At 59.7% G+C, this 20,168-nt stretch carries 22 protein-coding genes; 7 read left to right on the top strand and 15 right to left on the bottom strand.

Annotated elements, in window-relative coordinates; translation table 11 throughout:
* Positions 1-76: 76 nt before the first annotated feature.
* The 3 genes from AC0V6K_RS09080 to aroC all read right to left on the bottom strand — a co-directional run bounded on the left by AC0V6K_RS09080 (position 77) and on the right by aroC (position 3,232).
* Complete coding sequence (locus AC0V6K_RS09080; RefSeq protein ID WP_472626091.1) at positions 77-1,444, bottom strand: NAD(P)/FAD-dependent oxidoreductase; 1,368 nt, start codon at positions 1,442-1,444, stop codon at positions 77-79.
* 213 nt (positions 1,445-1,657) lie between these two features.
* Positions 1,658-2,089 (bottom strand): DUF6678 family protein, encoded by a 432-nt coding sequence (locus AC0V6K_RS09085; protein ID WP_472621480.1) that lies wholly within the window; start codon positions 2,087-2,089, stop codon positions 1,658-1,660.
* A gap of 57 nt (positions 2,090-2,146) precedes the next feature.
* Entirely contained in the window at positions 2,147-3,232 is a 1,086-nt protein-coding gene (gene aroC / locus AC0V6K_RS09090; RefSeq protein ID WP_472621482.1) for a chorismate synthase, read from the bottom strand.
* Between the two features lie 302 nt (positions 3,233-3,534).
* On the opposite strand from aroC, the gene ruvA reads away from it, so the two are divergent.
* The 4 genes from ruvA to ruvB all read left to right on the top strand — a co-directional run bounded on the left by ruvA (position 3,535) and on the right by ruvB (position 6,590).
* The gene (ruvA, locus tag AC0V6K_RS09095) at positions 3,535-4,143 is read left to right on the top strand and encodes a Holliday junction branch migration protein RuvA (RefSeq protein ID WP_472621484.1); all 609 of its coding nucleotides are present in this window, start codon (positions 3,535-3,537) and stop codon (positions 4,141-4,143) included.
* A gap of 13 nt (positions 4,144-4,156) precedes the next feature.
* Positions 4,157-4,777: a hypothetical protein gene (locus tag AC0V6K_RS09100; protein WP_472621486.1), complete on the top strand. Its 621-nt coding sequence runs from the start codon at positions 4,157-4,159 to the stop codon at positions 4,775-4,777.
* Positions 4,778-4,795: 18 nt separating this feature from the next.
* Entirely contained in the window at positions 4,796-5,335 is a 540-nt protein-coding gene (locus tag AC0V6K_RS09105; protein ID WP_486172615.1) for a DsrE family protein, read from the top strand.
* 211 nt (positions 5,336-5,546) lie between these two features.
* The gene (gene ruvB, locus AC0V6K_RS09110; RefSeq protein WP_472621490.1) at positions 5,547-6,590 is read left to right on the top strand and encodes a Holliday junction branch migration DNA helicase RuvB; all 1,044 of its coding nucleotides are present in this window, start codon (positions 5,547-5,549) and stop codon (positions 6,588-6,590) included.
* A gap of 561 nt (positions 6,591-7,151) precedes the next feature.
* Here the strand turns inward: ruvB and AC0V6K_RS09115 are convergent.
* The 6 genes from AC0V6K_RS09115 to acnA all read right to left on the bottom strand — a co-directional run bounded on the left by AC0V6K_RS09115 (position 7,152) and on the right by acnA (position 12,335).
* Positions 7,152-7,550 carry a hypothetical protein gene (locus AC0V6K_RS09115; protein WP_472621492.1) on the bottom strand — a complete coding sequence of 133 codons (399 nt, stop codon included), beginning with the start codon at positions 7,548-7,550 and terminating at the stop codon, positions 7,152-7,154.
* A 3-nt stretch (positions 7,551-7,553) separates the two neighbouring features.
* Positions 7,554-7,808, bottom strand: coding sequence for a hypothetical protein (locus AC0V6K_RS09120; RefSeq protein ID WP_472621494.1), 255 nt, complete (start codon positions 7,806-7,808; stop codon positions 7,554-7,556).
* A 12-nt stretch (positions 7,809-7,820) separates the two neighbouring features.
* Positions 7,821-8,387: a hypothetical protein gene (locus tag AC0V6K_RS09125; protein WP_472621496.1), complete on the bottom strand. Its 567-nt coding sequence runs from the start codon at positions 8,385-8,387 to the stop codon at positions 7,821-7,823.
* A gap of 141 nt (positions 8,388-8,528) precedes the next feature.
* Positions 8,529-9,101 (bottom strand): rhodanese-like domain-containing protein, encoded by a 573-nt coding sequence (locus AC0V6K_RS09130; protein ID WP_472621498.1) that lies wholly within the window; start codon positions 9,099-9,101, stop codon positions 8,529-8,531.
* A 108-nt stretch (positions 9,102-9,209) separates the two neighbouring features.
* The gene (locus AC0V6K_RS09135; protein WP_472621500.1) at positions 9,210-9,659 is read right to left on the bottom strand and encodes a rhodanese-like domain-containing protein; all 450 of its coding nucleotides are present in this window, start codon (positions 9,657-9,659) and stop codon (positions 9,210-9,212) included.
* Positions 9,660-9,662: 3 nt separating this feature from the next.
* Positions 9,663-12,335 (bottom strand): aconitate hydratase AcnA, encoded by a 2,673-nt coding sequence (gene acnA, locus AC0V6K_RS09140; protein ID WP_472621502.1) that lies wholly within the window; start codon positions 12,333-12,335, stop codon positions 9,663-9,665.
* Positions 12,336-12,547: 212 nt separating this feature from the next.
* On the opposite strand from acnA, the gene AC0V6K_RS09145 reads away from it, so the two are divergent.
* Positions 12,548-12,706 carry a hypothetical protein gene (locus AC0V6K_RS09145; RefSeq protein WP_472621504.1) on the top strand — a complete coding sequence of 53 codons (159 nt, stop codon included), beginning with the start codon at positions 12,548-12,550 and terminating at the stop codon, positions 12,704-12,706.
* A gap of 112 nt (positions 12,707-12,818) precedes the next feature.
* Here the strand turns inward: AC0V6K_RS09145 and AC0V6K_RS09150 are convergent, their stop codons facing one another.
* Positions 12,819-13,709 carry a DMT family transporter gene (locus tag AC0V6K_RS09150; protein WP_472621506.1) on the bottom strand — a complete coding sequence of 297 codons (891 nt, stop codon included), beginning with the start codon at positions 13,707-13,709 and terminating at the stop codon, positions 12,819-12,821.
* Positions 13,710-13,897: 188 nt separating this feature from the next.
* Here AC0V6K_RS09150 and AC0V6K_RS09155 point away from each other — a divergent pair, with 188 nt between their 5' ends.
* Positions 13,898-15,310 carry a L,D-transpeptidase family protein gene (locus AC0V6K_RS09155; protein WP_472621508.1) on the top strand — a complete coding sequence of 471 codons (1,413 nt, stop codon included), beginning with the start codon at positions 13,898-13,900 and terminating at the stop codon, positions 15,308-15,310.
* Here AC0V6K_RS09155 and AC0V6K_RS09160 read toward each other — a convergent pair.
* The 3 genes from AC0V6K_RS09160 to AC0V6K_RS09170 all read right to left on the bottom strand — a co-directional run bounded on the left by AC0V6K_RS09160 (position 15,307) and on the right by AC0V6K_RS09170 (position 18,074).
* Entirely contained in the window at positions 15,307-15,807 is a 501-nt protein-coding gene (locus tag AC0V6K_RS09160; RefSeq protein ID WP_472621510.1) for a hypothetical protein, read from the bottom strand. The two genes, AC0V6K_RS09155 and AC0V6K_RS09160, sit on opposite strands and share 4 nt — an antisense overlap.
* A gap of 3 nt (positions 15,808-15,810) precedes the next feature.
* On the bottom strand, positions 15,811-16,518 hold the full coding sequence (locus AC0V6K_RS09165; RefSeq protein WP_472621512.1) for a murein L,D-transpeptidase catalytic domain-containing protein: 708 nt from the start codon (positions 16,516-16,518) through the stop codon (positions 15,811-15,813).
* A 95-nt stretch (positions 16,519-16,613) separates the two neighbouring features.
* Positions 16,614-18,074: an NAD(P)-binding protein gene (locus AC0V6K_RS09170; RefSeq protein WP_472621514.1), complete on the bottom strand. Its 1,461-nt coding sequence runs from the start codon at positions 18,072-18,074 to the stop codon at positions 16,614-16,616.
* 89 nt (positions 18,075-18,163) lie between these two features.
* Here AC0V6K_RS09170 and AC0V6K_RS09175 point away from each other — a divergent pair, with 89 nt between their 5' ends.
* The gene (locus AC0V6K_RS09175; RefSeq protein WP_472621516.1) at positions 18,164-18,676 is read left to right on the top strand and encodes a hypothetical protein; all 513 of its coding nucleotides are present in this window, start codon (positions 18,164-18,166) and stop codon (positions 18,674-18,676) included.
* Positions 18,677-18,690: 14 nt separating this feature from the next.
* On the opposite strand, the gene AC0V6K_RS09180 is transcribed toward AC0V6K_RS09175, so the two are convergent.
* Complete coding sequence (locus tag AC0V6K_RS09180) at positions 18,691-19,209, bottom strand: retropepsin-like aspartic protease family protein (RefSeq protein WP_472621518.1); 519 nt, start codon at positions 19,207-19,209, stop codon at positions 18,691-18,693.
* 34 nt (positions 19,210-19,243) lie between these two features.
* Positions 19,244-20,167 carry a histone deacetylase family protein gene (locus AC0V6K_RS09185; protein WP_472621520.1) on the bottom strand — a complete coding sequence of 308 codons (924 nt, stop codon included), beginning with the start codon at positions 20,165-20,167 and terminating at the stop codon, positions 19,244-19,246.
* Position 20,168 lies beyond the last annotated feature (1 nt).

Genomic DNA, 20,168 nt, shown 5'->3' on the forward strand with positions numbered 1-20,168 from the left:
CGCTGAGATCAGTCCAATCGATTAATGCGCGGAGATTGATTGATTGGGCCGATCACACTCCGATCGGTTTTTCCGATCAATGCAGCTTCAGGCGTGGCCGCACGATCCGGTTCACCCGCCCAATCACCATCAGGCCCAGACCTTTCAGCCAGCCGTGAATACCGATTAGGTGCATGCGATAAAGCGAGGTGTAGATAAAGCGCGCCGCGCGCCCCTCAATCGCCATGGCCCCGCCGACCAGATTGCCCATCAGGCTGCCCACCGTCGAAAAGCGGCTGAGTGAGATCAGCGAGCCGTTGTCTTTATAGACGAAGCTCTTGAGCGGCTTGCCCTTCTGGATGCGGATCAGATTGTCATAGACCGTGTCCGCCATCTGGTGCGCGGCCTGCGCGCGCGGCGGGATCGGCATTTGCTCACCCTCGGGCACATAGGAACAGCAATCGCCGAGTGCGAAGATGTGCGGATCGCTGACGCTCTGCATGGTCTCGGTCACAACGATCTGGTTGCGCGGATTGGTTTTAAGACCGAGATCGGCGAGGAACTCCGCGCCTTTGACGCCCGCAGCCCAGACCATCAGGTCCGCCTCGATCACATTCTCGCACCGCGTGAACAGCTTGCCCTTTTCGGCGCGGATCACCTGAGTCTCAACATCGACCTCAACGCCCAGCGTCTGAAGTTCGTGCGTGGCGGATTCGGACAGGCGCTCGGGCAGGGCGGGAAGAATTCGCTCACCAGCTTCGAGCAAGGTTACCTCAAGGCGGCTCTCGTCAAACACCTCAAGGCCATAGTGCCGCAGGGCTCCCGCCGCGTTGTACAGCTCGGCGGCCAACTCCACGCCGGTTGCCCCTCCGCCGACAATGGCGACGCGCACAGTCTCGTCCGCCTTGGGGTCTGCCATCTGCGCGCGGCTGACACGCAAACAATGGTTGAGCAATTTGGTGCGGAACCGGTCAGCCTGATCGCGCGCGTCGAGATAGATGCAGTGCTCGCTCACCCCCGGCACGCCGAAATCGTTCGACACCGATCCGACCGCCAGCACGAGGTAGTCATATCGGATGACGTGGTCAGCGATCAGCTCGTTGCCATCCTTGTCCTGAACCGGAGCGAGAGTGATTGTCTTGGCCTCGCGGTCAATGTCCGACAGCGATCCCTGAAAAAAGCGATAGCCCCAGCGGAAACAATGCGCGCGGTACCCGACCTCATCGAGGTTCGCATCAAGCGAACCGGCAGCGACTTCGTGCAGCAGCGGCTTCCATATATGGGAGAGGTTCTGATCGACCAGAATGATGTCGTGATCTTTGCGCCCGAACTTCGCGCCCAAGCGCCGGACAAGCTCCAGCCCGCCAGCCCCGCCGCCCACGACAACGATCTGCGTCTTTTGCTCGCCGGTATCGAGCGGCTTTTTGGGCAGCTCCTTCGCGACGCTTTTGAGATCGCGATACATCGCTGCCGACGCTTCAAGGCGTGGATGGACCTTCATAGACTAAATTTAGCTCCCGCTAATGATCAGATCCCAGTGTGATCAACCATCAGAGCACGATTTGGTTTCGCTGCGCCGCACAAAAGACAAGATCGTACGTGGGAGGGGATGGATGTTGCGCGCCAGCCCCTCGCGTCAACCCAGCTTTCGCTGGGATGACGAAACTCACAACCCACCTTAGCGACGATAGGCCACTAATCGGAGCGCGTCCCCCGTTAGCTCTAAGGGAAACTGGCCTGCCGCCTCCAGAGCGTCCTGGATTGGTTTTAGATCCTGATGAACCTTTTCCGGAGAGCCGAATTCTCGGCGCTGGATCAGAGCCACTTCGGGAAATTCAAGCCACTCGATTTCTCTGAAGGTCATCACCCCAAAGTCGAAAGTGTCGAGACACGCGTCTGTCCGAACATCTGGCCAATGGTCATTGAACAGGATTTGCTTCGGCTCGTCGACGTCGATGAATTTGGCTCTAGCACGAGATAGTTGGACACCGCTTTCACGAATGACCGCGAAGAACTTTCGCCACTTCGTGTCCGACATATACGCGCGAGAGAAATTCTGACGCGCATAATTGCTTAGCTTGGACAGCTCTTCATGCGTTTGCGGTTCCATTTGTCTCTAATCGCAAAGACATCGGAAATCTGCAACTTATGCAAACCGCGTTGATCGCTACCCAACTTGCGCCCGGTGCAGCATCTTTTGATCCGCCAGCACCAGCGCCATCATCGCCGCCACCACCGGCACCCCGCGAATACCCACACACGGATCGTGGCGCCCCTTGGTTCGAACCTGCGTAGCTTCGCCATCGGAGGTGATCGAGTCCACCGGCGTCAGGATTGAGGAGGTTGGCTTAAACGCCACGCGGCACACCACCGGTTGCCCCGTCGAGATGCCGCCTGCGGTGCCGCCTGCGTGGTTGCTGGCATAGACGGGGTTGCCATCTTCGCCCGGTGACATCGCATCGGCGTTTTGCTCTCCAGTCAGCCGCGCGGCTTCGAAGCCTGCGCCGATTTCCACGCCCTTGGTCGCGTTGATTGTCATCATCGCGGCGGCGAGCTCGCTGTCGAGCTTGGCATAGACGGGCGCGCCCCATCCGGCAGGGACGCCGGTCGCCACGCACTCGACCACCGCGCCGAGAGACGAGCCATCCTTGCGCGCCGCGTCGACCTTTTCCTCCCAGCGTTTCGCCGCCCAGCTGTCCGGGCAGAAAAACGGGTTCTGGCCGATCTGGTCCAAATCGATGTGATCGCGGTCGATCGCGTCGCCGCCCAGCTCGCATACATAGGCGTGGATCGTCACTTCGGGGATGATCGCTCGCGCCACCGCGCCCGCCGCCACCCGCGCGGCGGTTTCGCGTGCGCTCGAGCGCCCACCGCCGCGATAATCGCGGATGCCGTATTTCGCGTCATAGGTGTAATCGGCGTGGCCGGGGCGATAGGACTTGGCGATTTCAGAATAGTCTTTGGAGCGCTGATCGGTGTTCTCGATCATCAGATGGATCGGCGTACCGGTGGTGACCTGTTCCCCCGCATCGTTCTGGAATACGCCCGACATGATGCGCACCAGATCTGCTTCCTTGCGCTGCGTCGTGAACTTGCTCTGCCCCGGTTTGCGCGCATCCATGAACGGTTGGATCGCGGCCTCGGTCAGCGGCAGGCCCGGCGGGCACCCGTCGACAACCGCGCCAAGGCCCGGACCATGGCTCTCGCCCCAGGTGGTAAAGCGCAATACGCGGCCGAAAGTGTTGAAGCTCATGCGCGCAGCCATAGCGAAGTGGTGCGCCGTGTCGAGATGGCGCGCCGCGATTTTCCTACCGCTATACAGCGGCCTATTGCGCGAAAGCCAATGTATCCAATCGAACCGCCATAAGTGGAGGAGGAATGGAAAGTCACATATCGGATTTGGAGTTCTGTGATTTCTCTCGCGATAACAGCGCTCTGCGCAGAAGGTCACACTTCTCAAAACCCGCGTGGCCGTCTCACGGTTATCACTGCTCGATTGGCGATAAGCATCCCGCGGCTCTGGCGTTTGGCGCCGCAATGGGGCACTCATAACCCATGATTGCAAAGCTATCCGGCAGGCTCGACGAAACGGGCGAGGATTGGGCCATCGTCGATGTGCAGGGGGTGGGCTATCTCGTCCACTGCTCGACCAAGACGCTCGCGGCGCTGGGCGAAGTGGGTGAGGCGTGCACCGTCCACACCGATCTGCAAGTGAGCGAGAACGACATGCGGCTCTTGGGCTTTGCCGAGAGTGCCGAGCGCGACTGGTTCCGGCTGCTGACGCAGGTGCAGGGCGTGGGGAGCAAGGTCGGCCTTGCGATCCTCTCTGCGCTCTCGACCGGAGAACTGCGCGAAGCCTGCGCTGCACAAGACGCGGCGACCGTGGCGCGCGCCAACGGCGTGGGCCCCAAACTCGCGGGCCGGATCGTCAACGAACTGAAGGACAAAGCGGGCGCGCTGCCGGGAGGCGGCATGGCCGGCGTGCCGGCAGGAGCGGTGTCGAGCGCCGGAAGCGCCAGCGCTGACGCGGTTAGTGCGCTGGAAAATCTCGGCTTCAAGCCAGCCGTCGCCGCGCAGGCGGTGGCGCGTGCGCAGGCCGAACTGGGCGAGGATGCTGGCGAGGGCGACCTGATCCGCGTGGCGCTGAAACGGGCGGCAGGGTGATAAGGGGTACGCTATGAGCAAGAATGTGTTGTTGGGCTTTGGAGCCATCGCGTTGGTGGGGCTGGGATTCTTCCTGAGTGACTATATGCGTTTGCGCGAAGAAGTGGCAGCTAGCGAAACTGTGCAGCCAGTTACACAGCAGCAGGTGCAGTTGGACCAAGTGGAAACCTCTGCGCCATCTGTTGAGACCAAACCTAAGCCAGCGCCGCCTCCACCTGAGGTGCCGATCACTCCGGGTACGGGTTGGGGCAAATACCCCGCCACCCGATACACCGGTGCGCAGAAACCGCTTCAGATGACCGAGCAGCAAGGCAACTTCCGCACCCGTTTGCGCAGCGCGTATGGTGCGCCTATCAGTTTTGGTGGAAGCCTGAATGTCACCGGCATTGGATGCGGGACCAGCTGTGTATTCTACTACATGATCGACAAATCGAGCGGCAAGGTGCTCGAATTCCCCCTCGGCGGTGAGGATCAGATGGCTCTGCGCCTTGACTATAAACCGGATAGCGCTCTGGTTTGGGCCAAATGGGAAGCCGGCTTTGGAGCAAACCGCACCTGCAACGCGCAGCCATGGGTGTTGGGTGCCGGTGGCTTCCGTTCGGTGGGCGGGATTAGCAACGTTACGTGCGAGTGATTGGATGATGAGCGTATGATGAAATCCGCGTTGAGTCTTGCCGCTTTGGTTTTGGCAGTCCCTGCTCCGGCGCAGGACCTCTCGGCGTTCAAGACCGGGCCGGTGTTCGACGAGTTTGGGCCGCATGCGTCGGTTGAGAGCGACTTTGCGATCCCCGAGGACATGGACCTGTTCATTGCGTTTGACGTCGCCAAGCCGGCAGCGGAGGGCAAGATCAACCGTACTATCGAAAGCGCCGCGCGGTTTGTGAACATGCACAACGCTGCTGGCGTCGAGCCAGCCCGCGTGCGCGCAGCGGTGGTGGTGCATGGCAAGGCGGCGTTTGACCTGCTTAACCAAGAGGCGTGGGCGGCGAAGGGCAAGGATGGCGAGAACGCCACCGCAAAGACCTTCCCCGCGCTCTTCGACAACGGCGTGCGCGTGATCCTGTGCGGCCAGAGCGCGGCGGCTTACGGCATAACCATGGATGACCTCGCACCCGGTGTTGAAATGGCTTTGTCAGCGATGACTGCCCACGCCGTACTGCAACGGCAAGGCTACACGGTGAACCCGTTTTGAGATTCGAGGTTGACCCTAGAGGAAAAGATTCTGGATTCTCCGGTGTAGGGTGTGCATTGGCGTTGGGGGCTCTCTTACTTGCGGTGGGGGCTTGCACACTCCTCGTCGGACCGGGCGAAGATGGTTGCGAAGGAGACGAGATCTACGTTTCACACCCCGGTGCGTTTTTGGCAGACCCTGGTTGCATGAAGCGCGAAGATGCTAAGGTTCGATGGTGACCGATCCTATCCCCCTCCACACGCCCGAGCCGCAGCCCGGCGATCCTGATGCGGCTCTGCGGCCTAAGTCGTTGGCCGAGTTCATCGGGCAAGAGGGTGCGCGCGATAATCTACGTGTGTTCATCGACAGCGCCAAGTCGCGCGGGGAGGCGATGGACCATACGTTGTTCTTCGGGCCTCCGGGTCTGGGCAAGACCACACTAGCGCAGATCGTCGCCAATGAACTGGGTGTAGGCTTTCGCGCCACATCCGGCCCAGTGATCGCCAAGGCGGGTGACCTTGCCGCGCTGCTTACCAATCTCGAACCGCATGACGTGCTGTTCATTGATGAGATCCACCGGCTCAATCCGGTGGTTGAGGAAGTTCTCTACCCTGCGATGGAGGACCGCGCGCTCGACATCATCATCGGCGAAGGGCCTTCGGCGCGCAGCGTGCGGATTGACCTGCCGCCGTTTACCCTGATCGGGGCGACAACACGTCAGGGGCTGCTTACCACGCCCTTGCGCGACCGGTTCGGCATTCCGGTGCGTTTGCAGTTCTACAGCCATGACGAGCTGGACCTTGTTGTGACACGCGGGGCGCGACTGTTGGGTCTACAGATCGAGGCAGACGGCGCGCGTGAGATCGCCCGCCGGTCACGTGGAACTCCGCGAGTCGCGGGAAGGCTGCTGCGGCGGGTGCGCGACTTTGCTCAGGTCGCAGGCGAGGACACCGTGACGCGCGCGATTGCGGACAATGCGTTGACGCGCTTGGAGATCGACCGGCTTGGCCTCGACAATATGGATCGCAAGTATCTGTCCATGATTGCAACCACTTACAAAGGCGGTCCCGTGGGCGTTGAGACGCTCGCGGCTGGTCTCGCAGAGCCACGAGACACGGTTGAGGAAGTGGTCGAACCCTACCTTATTCAACTGGGTCTTCTCGCGCGCACGGCACGCGGGCGGGTGCTCAATGATGCGGGATGGGAGCATCTGGAAATGGCTCCGCCGACGCGGCGTAAAGGCGGGCAGTCGAACCTTTTCGAAGCGGATGACTAAGCAAAAGCCTAACCGATTTACTAACGCTACCTCACTTTTCGGTATCAAAACGGGACAGCGCCCCTGAAATACGGCGATTTTGTCCCATTTCTGACGCTTAGCGGCCTCCAATCATGGTTAACCGCATTGCAGTTGAGAGCGAGAGCGCATCAAACACATGTCGGAGTTGGTGAAAGTGCGGGTGGGCCGCAGTTAGCCAACACAGACAACAAGGTTTTGAACTATGTCGCTCAAACTGGCCGCTGCAAAGCTATCCGCCACCGCCGCTGGTGTCGCCCTTATGACGGGCGGCGCAGTCCGCGTGGCAGAGCCGATGGTAACTGACAGTCCGGTTTACGGAACGGATGTGAAATCGGGCAAGGTGCAGGCACCTCAGCAGGTGAAGTACATTAAGGGTCGCGATCGCGAGGTTCCGCAGCCACGCCCTCAACGTATTGTAGAGCGCACCATCGAGTGTCAGCCGATGCCGGCTGGCGCGGTTGCTGCAACGGACATGCTGCCCGCCGGCGTGGTCGATGCTGTGTTTGATGATGAGCGTTGCGCGCCGATCGAACAGATCGCTTATGCTCCGGCTCCTCTGCCCCCGCTCCCGCCCGTTCGCGGTGGCGGCGGTGGCGCTCCGGTTGTGATCGGCGGCGGCCTCGGTGGATTTGGCGGCGGCTTCGGCGGCGGATTCTTCGGCGGCTTCTTCGGAGGCGGCGGTTCGTCTTCGGGCGATGTTTCGGTTTCGACCACCACTTCAGGCGGCGGCAGCTCGGGCGATGTCAGCTCTTCTTCATCAGGTGACGTCAGCTCAACTTCGGGCGGCGAATCGTCGACCGGCGGCATCAACATCGACATCGATATCGACAACTCGACGTCTTCGGGCACGATCACCTCGACCACCTCGTCGGGCACTGTGACATCAACCTCGTCGACCGGCAGCATCTCGTCTTCCACGGGTGAAGTGTCGTCGAGCACCGGTCAAGTCTCGAGCACGACTGGATCAATCTCCAGCACGACCGGCGCGGTTTCGAGCAGCACGGGCCAAGTCTCAAGCTCATCGGGTAACGTGTCGAGCAGCTCGGGCAATGTCTCCAGCAGCTCAGGCAATGTTTCTAGTTCGTCGGGCAACGTTTCAAGCTCGTCTTCGAGCAGTTCGTCATCTTCGTCGAGCTCAAGCTCGTCCTCTTCGAGCAGCTCCTCGTCTTCGGGCGGCAACACCTCGACTGGCGGCATGACGTCTAGCGGTCATCCCGGCACAACCACGGGCGGTATGACCTCTACCGGCGGAAGCAGCGGTGGTTCGTCATCATCCAGCTCGTCTTCGAGCAGCTCTAGTTCTTCGTCATCTTCGTCGAGCGGCGGTACCACCAGCGGTGGCACGTCGGGTGACATGACGAGCAGCACGAGCTCATCCTCGTCGTCCTCTTCTTCGAGCTCTTCGAGCAGCTCATCCTCGGGCGGTAGCTCAGGTGGCACGACCAGCGGCGGCACCACGGGTGGTTCGTCTGGTTCCAGCTCATCTTCGTCGAGCTCTAGCTCTTCGTCTTCGAGCAGCTCTTCAGGCGGTTCGACTACTGGTGGTGACACTAGCGGCGGCTCGTCTTCCAGCTCTAGCTCATCATCTTCGTCGAGCTCTTCGAGCGGCTCATCTTCGGGCGGCATGACAACCACTGGCGGTTCGACCGGCAGCAGCTCTTCTTCGAGCAGTTCTTCGTCCAGCAGCTCGTCTTCGAGCAGCAGCTCCTCATCTTCAAGCAGCTCTTCCAGCTCATCGTCTTCGGGTGGCACGACCACCACGAGCAGCGGTGGCACCGAAGTTCCTGCTCCGCCGATGATGATCCTGTTCGGTCTTGCCGCAGCAGCGATCCTTGGCCGCCGTAAGTTCGGCGTGAAGGAAGGCGAAGAAGCTTAAGCTCCTTCGACCAGAAACTATGATTTGAAGGCGGCGCCTCGTTAGTTCGGGAGCGCCGCTTTTCTTTTGGCAAGCATCTCAAGCTGCATCTCAGCCTGCGTGCCAACCCAGTCGACATCGGCGATTGAGACGGTGTCGCCGAGTTCCCAGACATTGGTGTAGCCATAACCGACCAGATTGATGAAGGTCGGGATGTTGAGCGCGAGAGGCGCCATCTTCAGCGGGATCGGCGGGACGTTGTCGCTGAAATTGTTGTTGCAATAGATCAGGATCTGACGGTCCGGATTTTCGCCGATCACTTTGGCTAGTTTTGCATCTGTGAAGTCGGAGAAGGGAAGGTTGACAGCGCCTTCGATATGGCCACGCGAAAATGCATCCGCCGAACGTGTATCTAGGATCAGAGTCCCATTCTCGGCCGCCTTCGCGTCAAAGGTCTCAAGCGTGATCAGTCGTTTCGCGCGGATGCCTGACACCTTGGTCGTCAGTGTCTCAAAGCCGGCATAGTCTATGTCGGTTGCTTCAGTGGTCGGTGTCGCTGGCGCTTCTTCAGCGGCAAGTGGTGTTGCGGTCGCTGCGATGGCAGCCGCGAGCGAAATGAGAAACGGTTTGGACATGGTCCCCTCCTTTGCACCTTAATTGTGCGGGAGGATGCGCCTCATGCGCTGTCAGCTTTATGAACGAACTGGGAAAAATGCCACCATAGATATGGTGGTCAGGCGGTATCAGCGCGGTTTGGCCACCGGAAAACCAGCCTCTATGTACGCTATAATGCCCCCTGCGAGATGGACTGTTGGCTCGCCCGTGTGGGCCGCCAGTTTTTCGCCGACAATCTGCGAACGGCGACCGGATCGGCAATACAGGATGATCGGCCGATCATCTCCGGCGGTCACTGTGGCCGGATCAAACTCGTCCATTGCGATGTGCTCGGCTCCGGGAATGATGCCTTCCGCCACTTCATCATCGCGGCGCACGTCGATCAGGCGCACATTCTCTTCATTGACCGCTTGGACCAACTGTTTCGGCGTCAGGTCAATAATCGTCAGCTCTGATTGCGCTGACTTGGCCGAGGCCAGCTCATAGCCCGGGAGCGGGCTGGGCGCGCTGTCCTTACCCTCTGGTGCACAAGCCGTTAGGCCAAGAGCCAGAGACGAGAGTATCAGCGCGCCCCTCATGCGTTACGCCGCCAGCTTACGCAGAACGTAATGGAGGATCCCGCCATTGCGGTAATATTCCATCTCGTTCGCGGTATCGATGCGGCACAGAGCGGTGAAGGTGAAGGTCGAGCCGTCAGCGCGGGTGACTTCCACTTCGATGTCCTGACCTGGCGTGAGGTCGGCAAGACCCTTCAGCGAGAAGGTGTCGTCAGACTTCAGGTTCAGCGTTTCACGCGTGTCGCCGCCTTTGAATTGCAGTGGGAGGACACCCATGCCGACGAGGTTCGAGCGGTGAATACGCTCAAAGCTCTCAACGATCACAGCGCGCACGCCCAGCAGGATGGTGCCCTTCGCCGCCCAGTCACGCGACGAGCCCGTGCCGTATTCTTTACCGCCAACCACGATCAACGGGGTGCCATCGGCCTTGTGCTTCATCGCCGCGTCGTAGATCGGCATTTGCTCACCGTTATAGGTGGTTTCTCCGCCTTCCACGCCCGGAACCATCTCGTTCTTGATGCGGATATTGGCGAAAGTGCCGCGCATCATCACGTCATGGTTGCCACGGCGCGAACCGTAGGAGTTGAAGTCCTTTTTCGCGACCTGATTGCTCTTGAGGTAGCTGCCAGCCGGCGAGTCTTCCTTGATCGCGCCAGCGGGCGAAATGTGGTCGGTCGTGACAGAGTCGCCGAGGATCGCAAGCGGCTTGGCATCGACGATGTCGGTGACCGGAGCCGGAGTCATTTCCATGCCTTCAAAGTAAGGCGGGTTGGCGACGTAGGTTGAACCGGCGCGCCACTGATAGGTGTCCGACGGCTCGACTGTGATGGCCTGCCAGTGCTCGTCGCCGTCATAGACGTTGGCGTAACGTGTTTCGAACATCGAGCGGTCGATATTGGCCGCACGGTGCTCGGCGATTTCGGCGTTGGTCGGCCACAGATCGGCGAGCATGACGTCGTTGCCGTCCTGGTCTTGACCCAGCGGGGTCTCGGTGATGTCTTCGGTCACCGTGCCTTTGAGCGCGTAAGCGACCACGAGCGGCGGCGATGCGAGGAAATTGGCGCGCACGTCTTGCGAAACGCGACCTTCGAAGTTGCGGTTGCCCGACAGGACCGACGCAGCGACGATATCGTTGCCGTTGATCGCCTTGCTGATGGGCGGAGCGAGCGGGCCGCTGTTGCCGATGCAGGTGGTGCAGCCATAGCCGACGAGGTCGAAGCCGATGGCATCTAGATCGTCTTGCAGGCCGGATTTGACGAGATAGTCCGTCACAACCTGCGATCCCGGCGCGAGCGAGGTCTTCACCCACGGCTTGGGTTGCATACCGCGCTCGTTCGCTTTCTTGGCGACGAGGCCAGCGGCGATCAGAACATCGGGGTTGGAGGTGTTGGTGCAGCTGGTGATGGCCGCGATCACAACGTCGCCATCGCCAATGTCGTGGTCCTTGCCTTCAACAGCGGTGCGGACCGGAGCGTTCTTCTTGTAGATCTTGGCAAGGTCGCCGTTGAACAGCTCGTCCACTTCGGGAAGGATCACGCGGTCCTGCGGACGCTTGGGTCCGGCAAGGCTCGGGACAACCGATGCGACGTCGAGTTCGAGCGTGTTCGAGAACACCGGCTCATGCGCCGGATCGAACCACATGCCCTGTTCTCTGGCGTAAGCTTCGACCAGTGCGATGTTTTCTTCGCTGCGGCCGGTGAGGCGCAGGTAATCTAGCGTTTTGTCGTCCACGCCGAAGAAGCCACAGGTCGCACCGTATTCTGGGGCCATGTTGGCGATGGTGGCGCGGTCAGCGAGGGTGAGGTTGGCAACGCCTTCGCCGTAAAATTCAACGAAACGACCCACCACGCCGACTTCGCGCAGCATCTGCACGCAGGTCAGCACGAGGTCGGTTGCGGTAACGCCTTCAGCCATCTTGCCGGTCAGCTTGAAGCCGACAACTTCGGGGATCAGCATCGAGATCGGCTGGCCGAGCATCGCTGCTTCAGCCTCGATCCCGCCAACGCCCCAGCCCAGCACGCCCAGACCGTTGATCATGGTGGTGTGGCTGTCGGTCCCGACGCAGGTATCAGGATAGGCAACCATTGCGCCGGTTTCGTCCTGGCTCGACCAGATGCCCTGTGCAATGTGCTCAAGGTTCACCTGGTGGCAGATGCCGGTGCCCGGAGGAACAGCAGAGAAGTTCTCAAAGCTTTTCGAGCCCCATTTGAGGAAGTCGTAACGCTCGGCATTGCGCTCATACTCGAGCGCCATATTGGCTTCCATCGCTTTGGGGTGGCCGAATTCGTCGACCATGACCGAGTGGTCGATCACGAGATTGACGGGAACCTGCGGGTTGATCTTCTGCGTGTCGCCGCCAAGCTTGCTGATCGCATCGCGCATCGCGGCAAGGTCAACGACGCAAGGGACGCCCGTGAAATCCTGTAGCAGAACGCGCGCCGGACGATATTGGATCTCGTTGCCCGTGACCGGGTTTTTCTGCCAGTCGACAATCGCCTGAATGTGCTCGCGGCCTACGGTGAAACCTTCGTCTTCAAAGCGCAGTAGGTTTTCCAGCAGCACTTTCATCGAGTTGGGGAGTTTCGAGACATCGCCCAGTTGCTCCGCCGCTTTGGCGAGCGAATAGTAAGCGTATTCCTTGCCGCCGACATTCAGGGTCGAGCGGGTTGCGAGCGTGTCCTTGCCGATAGCTGTCATCGGGGTGTCCCATCCTTTCATGATTACACGCGCCGGATCCCACCGGGGCGCCTTTGACGAGGCACCTGCGCGTTCGCGCGCCCGAGGTCAAGTGGGCGAAGCGCCTAGATCGCGCCGCGATCGCTTTTACGATTGTTTACTACGGGATTGCGCAACTTTTGTGCGAGTAGGCTCGCCGACGGAAGACAAGTAATTCGGGGGCGCAGATTCGTATGGATACCAACGAGAAATACGGTTGGAGGCTATCCGGCCTGTTTGCGGGAGTCGTGGTTTCAAGTCTGACAGTATTTGCTTGCTTCGCTGCTGCTCTTTTCTTCTCCGGCAGCACAGCTGAAGCAGCTGGCGAAGAACAGGCCATAGCCGCTCGCTAGCCTAACACTTGGTGGCTCTTCAGGTCGCATGGGAGGATCAGGGCGAAGACTCTGACAGCCCGTCCGAAGAGTTTGGGCCGGAACAGCAAACGCCCCGCTGTTCCGGCCCATTTTATTTGGATTTGCGCGCGGCCATCCAGCATCCGCTCACGATCAGAGCTGTGCCGGCGAGCGTTGTGAGCGTTACGTTTTCGCGGAAGAAAGCCCAACCGAACAAGCTGGCCCAGAGAAACCCGGTGTATTCCATCGGGACCAACGCCTGCGCCTCGGCACGTGCATAGCCCCAGGCAAAGGCCATCGCCCCGGCGATGGTCAGTACGCCTGCCGCCAGTAATGGCAGCCATGCTTCGCTTTCGATCGGGGTTGCAAGGAATGGAGCGGCGAGGAGCAAGAACATGCCGCCAACGCCCGAATGGAAAGTCGCGATTTCTATGGGCCCTGCCACCTGCGATTGCTTGCGAATGACGATGAAATTGTAGGCGTAAAGCAGCGCCGAAAAGATCAGCGCACCAAGGCCCAGCGCAACATCATCGTCGAATTCGCCTTGCCCGATCTTGCCGCCGACAATGACAAGCGTACCTGCGAACCCGAGAATACTAGCAAAGATGGCTTTGGGCTGGATCACCTCGCCAAGCAGAACCCGTGCGAAATACAGGGCGACAAGCGGTGCGATGAAGCTGATTGCTATCGCTTCTGCCAACGGAAGCTTGGTGATTGCATAGAAAAAGCTCAAAGCCATCATCGCCGAAATGATCCCGCGCTCGATATGCAGTTTCAGCACATTGCGGGTCGGCCAACTCTGCTTTCGGGCTAGCCAGAATGGAGCGATTATCGCCGCGCCGATCAGGGACCGAAGCACGGTCGCGGTGTAGGTACCCGTCGTCAGCGCTGCTTGCTTCATCAGCGCATCCATCAGCGAGAGAAATCCCACTCCCGCCAAGGCTGCGGCGTAAGGCATCAGGCGGTGGCCGAGTATCGGGTGTGTGGAGGGCGCCTGATCCATGGCGCAACGCCCTATCGCGAGAGTTTGCATTGGTCACGCACCGTTTGCGTGACGGTCTGAATAATTCATCAAACAGACAGCCAGCTTGCTTGATAAGAATATGCGAGGCGGGGTATATGCACGCAGTAACGTGATGCACCCCGCGGTAGTCGCCATGGGGGTGGCTTACGGGGTATTAGAGGATCGACATGCGTAATTGGGTCAGCAAATGGGCGGGAGGCGCGGCGATTGCCGCTTTGGCAGCAGGCGGAAGCGTAGCCGCTCAGGATGAAACGGCAGTTCAAACTGCGCCGGCAGACGAGCAGGCAGCTCCGGCTCAAGAAGCGACGGAAGCAGCCAGCGAAGAATTCAGCTCCGCTTTCCCGACGATGGTTTCTGAACCCGTTGTTCAAAGCAGTGACGAGGCACCCGATCCGGAAAAAGCCACATGGTCGCTCGATCATGTGGCAGCCTTGATCGAGGTGATCGAAGGGATCGACGCCGAAGGTCTCGATCAGCGTGACTATGATCTGCAGGCGCTCAAAGTTTCCTCGCGCTCGGGTGCTTCGAAAGAACTCGACGAGATTGCGACCAAGAACTTCATCTGGCTGGTTGAAGACATCCGCGATGGCCGCACACCGATGTCGGCGCGCAAGCAGTGGTTTGTGGTCGATCCGGACCGCGACAAGTATCGCACCGAAGATATGCTCGCCAAAGCGCTGAAGACCGGCGATATTGCCGGGACCCTCGCGAGCCTGCACCCAAAGCATCCGGACTATGCCGCGCTGAAGGCGGAACTCGCCAAGACGCCCGCAACATCGCCGAAGACGCGCAAACTTATCCGTGCCAACATGGACCGCTGGCGCTGGCTGCAACGTGATCTCGGCACGATCTATCTGATGAGCAATGTGCCCGAGTATCAGCTGCGCCTGACGGTGGGTGACGAGATCATCAAATCTTACCGCACCATCGTCGGCAAACCGGGCCGCACCGCTACGCCACAGCTGGCGGAGACGGTGTCAGGCGTGGTGTTCAACCCGACATGGACGGTGCCGCAATCCATCGTGAAGGGCGAAGGTTTGGGGCAGCGTGTTCTGAACAATCCGGCATGGGCGCGCAGCAAAGGCTATAAAGCGACGAAGGGTGCCAATGGCTGGATTTCGGTGGTGCAACAGCCCGGACCGACCAATTCGCTTGGCCGGATGAAGCTGGAAATGCCGAACCGGCATGCAATCTTCTTCCACGACACGCCGTCGCGCAATCTGTTCAACAACGCCAACCGCGCGCTCAGCCATGGCTGCATCCGCACGGAGAATGCTCTGGAAGTCGCCATGCTGGTAACGATCCTTGGCAAAGGCGCGAGCAAAGATGAGGCGGTCGCGATCTCGACTTCGGGCAAATACAAGAAAGTGATGCTGCGCGAGGACAAGAAGCTGCCTGCCTACATCACCTATTTCACTATGGCGACCGACGTGAACGGCAAGATGTCGACCTTCAAAGACATCTACAACCGCGATGCGCCGGTGCTCGCGAGCCTCGACAAGCCACGCGAAGGCAATCGTTCAAACGTGATCGATGATGAAGTCATCGTGATCGAAGACGATCCACGCGTCGGAGGCTAAATCGGCCAGCGACTGAAATTGCGCGCAGCGATGACAGACTGGCGGTAAAGCAAGCCAGCGGGAACCGAATAGGCCAGCAACAAGGCCATGAATTGCCACTTGCCGGTGTCTTCCCAGCTAAGGAAGTCTCCGGCAAGGAGCGTGCCTGCGAAGTAACTGGTTACCATTGCGGCTATAATCGATACGATTACGGAATAGGCGCGGTCGATACGCGAGCCGAGTAGGATAGCGATCGGCGCTCCGATCAGCCCGATGTAGAACGCGCATACGGCGGTTCCTATCAAGGTGCCGATAGTCAGGAAGACCAGCAGGCTGAGCACCAGGGCAACCAACCCTTCAAAGCTGAAGAGAAACTCGCCCGCAAGCTGGAACATGGCAATGTATGCCCACGCAAAGAAGCTACCGATAGCAGCGGCCAGCGCGGCGGACGGGATTATTGCTGAAAACGCGGAGCCCGCATTGAGATCAACTGCTGCGTGACCAGGGCGGTACGCCACCCGTTAAAATGCGCCCGGCATATAGCGTTGCGCAGTGTTCGGCTCATCAGGGCGCAGCAGTTCCATTTCGGGCTGCGGGCCGATGGCGATGGTGCCATCTTCTTGTAGGCCGAGGCTGTCGGCATAGATCATGCGACCGCCGGAAAGCTTCATTAGAGCGGTCTTGAACTGCTCGCTGCCAAGCGCGAAGCACCCGTTGGAGCGGCCAAGGCGTCCCCAGCTGGCGATATGCTTGGGCTCGGCATATTCGGCCGGGTGCATCACGATATAGCGGCGCAGCGCTGCTTCGTTGGTCGGATCAAGCCCGCCAAGGCGCACCGATGTGCCGTATTTGCCCTGATACCACTCCCACGTCACATACGCGCCCTTGGACGAGGCGTTTGAACCTTCGACATTGGAGTAGTGATTGAGGAACCCATCGTGGTCAGGGTCTGATCCCGCGCCGTGGCTCACATGATAGCTTTCGACCGTTTCCTGTCCGAGATTGAGGATATGGAAACGCGGCAGAGCTGAGTGCAGGCCGTAATCCGAAATCGCCATCATATCGCGGCGCCAGATTGAGTCTCCGGCACGGTCCAATTCGCGCTTAGCAATCGCGAACAAGGCACGGTCGCGGGCGGAGCCTTTTGCAGGCATCGCAGCAATCTTTGCGGGGAGGGCGAGGGCTGCACCTGCGGCAAGCCCGCCTTTCAAGAGGTCACGACGTTTCATAGTCATATAATGGCATACTATTTACATCGTTCCGGTGAACCGAAAACCTGCTGATATCCCATATTGACGCAGCGTCAGGGCGGCTCGTCGTGTTCTTACCCCGATTGTGCCGCTTTTTCGTGAATATCCTTGGCTTTCATGCCCAGCGCGATGACCCCTGGCATATTGTCCCGAACCACGTCGCCAATCTTGCTCAATCCGGCCAATCGCGGATCACCTTCGCGCATCATTTTGGCGATGGCGGGACCGGTCGGATGCAGGCGACTGCGCGCATTGAACTCGTTGGTTTTTGGGTTGTTGGACAGGATACCCGTGCTCATCAAATTGGCCATGACGGCGTAAGGATAGGTGTCGGTCGTGTCGGTAAGTGGTGCGGGCGGAAGGAGGTTGTTTTTCTCCGCATCGGTCTCGAAATTCGCCTCGACAAAGGCCGCCAGCGCCGCGCTGTACGGCACGAACGGTGTCTGCGCGAGCTGGAGCGTGATGAGATCGTCTTTGAAAAACGGTTTCACATCATCGCGCACGTCGAATGGCACGGCAGTGGCGGTGCAATCCACGAACAGTGTGTTTTCGGGCACATCAACCGCTTCATCGGCGAAGTGCATCTTGCCTTGCTCGATCTTGGTCACGCGCCCCTGACGATAGACCTGTGTCACCTCGCGCATCATGTCGATTTCTCCCGGAGAGATCACCGCGAAGTGGAACATCTTGGGCGTCACGTCTTCGTCGATCCGCAGCATCACGCCGCGTTCGCCGAGCTTGGCCATCATTTCGTCACCGGTTTCCGAAGCGGTCGCGGTCTCACACAGCGCGATCTGGAACTCCATCAGCCCCTCGATGCGGGCATGGGCGGGTTGAAGGTAAGTGCGGTTGAACATCCATGAATCGCGCGGACGGACCCAGCCGATCTTGTCGGCGGGCACACCAGCTTCAAGAAGCCATACCACGCTGTCCATCGCGGTCTTGCCGCCGCCCAGAACGATGTAGTTATCGGGTAGGTCGCCGATGTCTTTCCAAAGCGAAGGCAACTCGCCGGGGATGGCAAACCGCGTCCCTTCGGCAATTTCAAAGCCGGGCTTGTGTGTTGATGGCACCGACGTCTGGAACCACGTCGCATCGACCAGTTTGCGGCGGACAGAGACTGTCGTTTCGTCGCCGGAAAGAACACCACGGACTTCGTGTGCGCCCTCACCGCCAGAGAGGTACTCGGTCAGCGGCATGTAAGTGACTCGCCCGCTGGGGATCAGTCGCTCGTTCATCAGCTTGCCGTAATAGGCGAGAATCTCGGCATGTTTGGCGAGCGGATACATGCCCGCATTGTGCCCTTCGGTATCGACCTTGTCCGGGCACATCTCCATCGAATTGACACCATAGGTGGCGCTTGGCTGGTGCAGCGCGACAAAGGGGTAGGCATCGTTCCAGTGGCCACCGGGCTTGGCGTGCTTATCAACGATGGTGATATGGCAATCGGGATCCTCGTCGATCAGCGTATCGGCAAAGGCGAGGCCGACAGCGCCAGCGCCCACAATCAGATAATCGGTTTCGAGGTTTGCCATGAGATCGGACTGCCTTTTTGCTGCAAAGGGGGTTCAGGCGCAGGTCATGCGCTTGAAGACACTCTATGCCAAGCAAACAGGGGGAAATCATGAAAAATCGTGCCAAGACTATCGGTGCCATCGTGTGCGCGGGATTTGCCTTGGCGGCGACAGGATCGTCGGCGCAGGAGATTGTCTTTCAGAAGGGCGGGATCGTGCAGCCATTGCCGCAGCCAACGGTCATCACGAGCAAGAAGGATGTCGCGCGGCTGAAAACAGCCCGGGGCATCACGCTGCAATGGATAGGCTGGGAAGAGCGCGGTCCGGTGGAAGTCACATCGAACGCTGATGGCGTTTGGCGGGTCCATGGCTCTCAATCGGACGAATATGGTGGTTCTCTTGAGGTAAAAGGGACCATCACCGAAATCGGCGAGGACTACTTTCTGCTCAAGGGCCGCATTCAGATGAACGAAGCGGGCGGTCGTGCGCGTTCATGCGATGCGACCAAAACATGGCGCTTCGCAGTAACGCAGAACCGCACATACTACCGGCTTCGTGAATTCGAATGGTGCGATCGGCTAACCGACTACATCGATATCTATTTCGCACCGCGCGTGCGGTGACGCGTACCGCAGGATCAGTTGCTGCTCATCACCATCGTGTCGCCGTTGATTTCGACGCTGCCGATACGTGAAAGATAGGACTGGCCCAGCAGGGATACGTCGAGGCCACGCGGAATGATGATGGCGTCAACATTGCTGCGTGTCATGCCGCCGATCTCAACTTCACTCAGGCGCGTGGCCACACCGTAGACGTCGCCGCTGGCTCCTCGCCCGATGGGGCGTACATCGCTGTCGTCCCAATGCAGGCCAATGGCTCTGGCGTCTGATCCTGTCAGCGCAATCACGCTGGCGCCGGTGTCCACCATCATGCGAACCGGCGCACCGTCGACAGTGGCAGAGGCATAGAAATGGCCATTGCTTTGACGGGTGAGGCTGTGATCGCCAGCATACCAGTCAGAGCTTGCGGCTCCTTTGGACTCTTTGGCAGAATTCGGCTCAGCAGTCGTAGTGGACTGCTGTTCGCCTTCGCGCGGCACTACCACCGCAACGAATGCGAACACGCATGCGACAAAGCCAAGAGTGCGTCCAATCATGCGAATGAGCATAATCGCGGAAGCTTAAAGCGATCTAAATCGCCGTTATCTGTTTGGAAAAGAGAGCATTTTCGTCGGCCATGGCCAACATGGAACGGGCATGCCGCCCGGCGACTTCGCGTTGGTCTTCGCCATATCCGCCGCCAAGGGCTGATGCGATGGGTAGGCCCTTTTCCCGCGCAGCGCGGATCACATAGCGGTCGCGCGCTTCAAGCCCCGCGTCAGTTAGAGAAAGCCGCCCCAGCTTGTCGTTCTCATGCGGATCGACGCCAGCCTGATAGAAGACGAAATCGGGTGCGAATTCGGACATCACCAGTGGCAAATGCCGGTCGAGCGCTTCCAAAAAGCCGTCATCATCCAACCCATCGGGCAGGCCAACATCAAGGCTGGAGCGTGCCTTGCGCACCGGGAAGTTCTTCTCCGCGTGGAGCGAGAGGGTGAAGATGTCATCGCGCAGAGCGGTGAGGCTGGCGGTGCCGTCTCCCTGATGCACGTCGAGATCGACGATCAGAATGCGCTTGGCATCACCTTCGGCAAGCAAGCGATTGGATGCCACAGCGAGATCGTTGAACACGCAATAGCCCGCGCCTGTGTCTGCGAGGGCATGGTGGCTGCCCGCGGCGGAGTTTGCAGCGTAACCATGGCGCTTCGCCAGCTGCGCCGCGAGCCATGTGCCGCCATTGGTATGGCGAACACGGTCCCGGATACGCTCAGTGACGGGAAAGCCAATTCTGCGCTCCTTCTCGCGCGGGACAGCCGCGCTGAACACCTCATCAACATATGCAGGCTCATGCACTGCTTCGAGCCATTCACGCGGCATCGGGTCAGGCGCGTGTTCCGTCATCCCCGCACCGGACGCGCGCAGCTCCTCCATGACGAGGTAGTATTTGTCGAACTTGAATGTGCCCCGCTCGGGGCGCGGGGCCATGTAGTCAGCGTGGTGGACGACGTGGAGCATC

Source organism: Erythrobacter sp. S43, assembly GCF_057364955.1.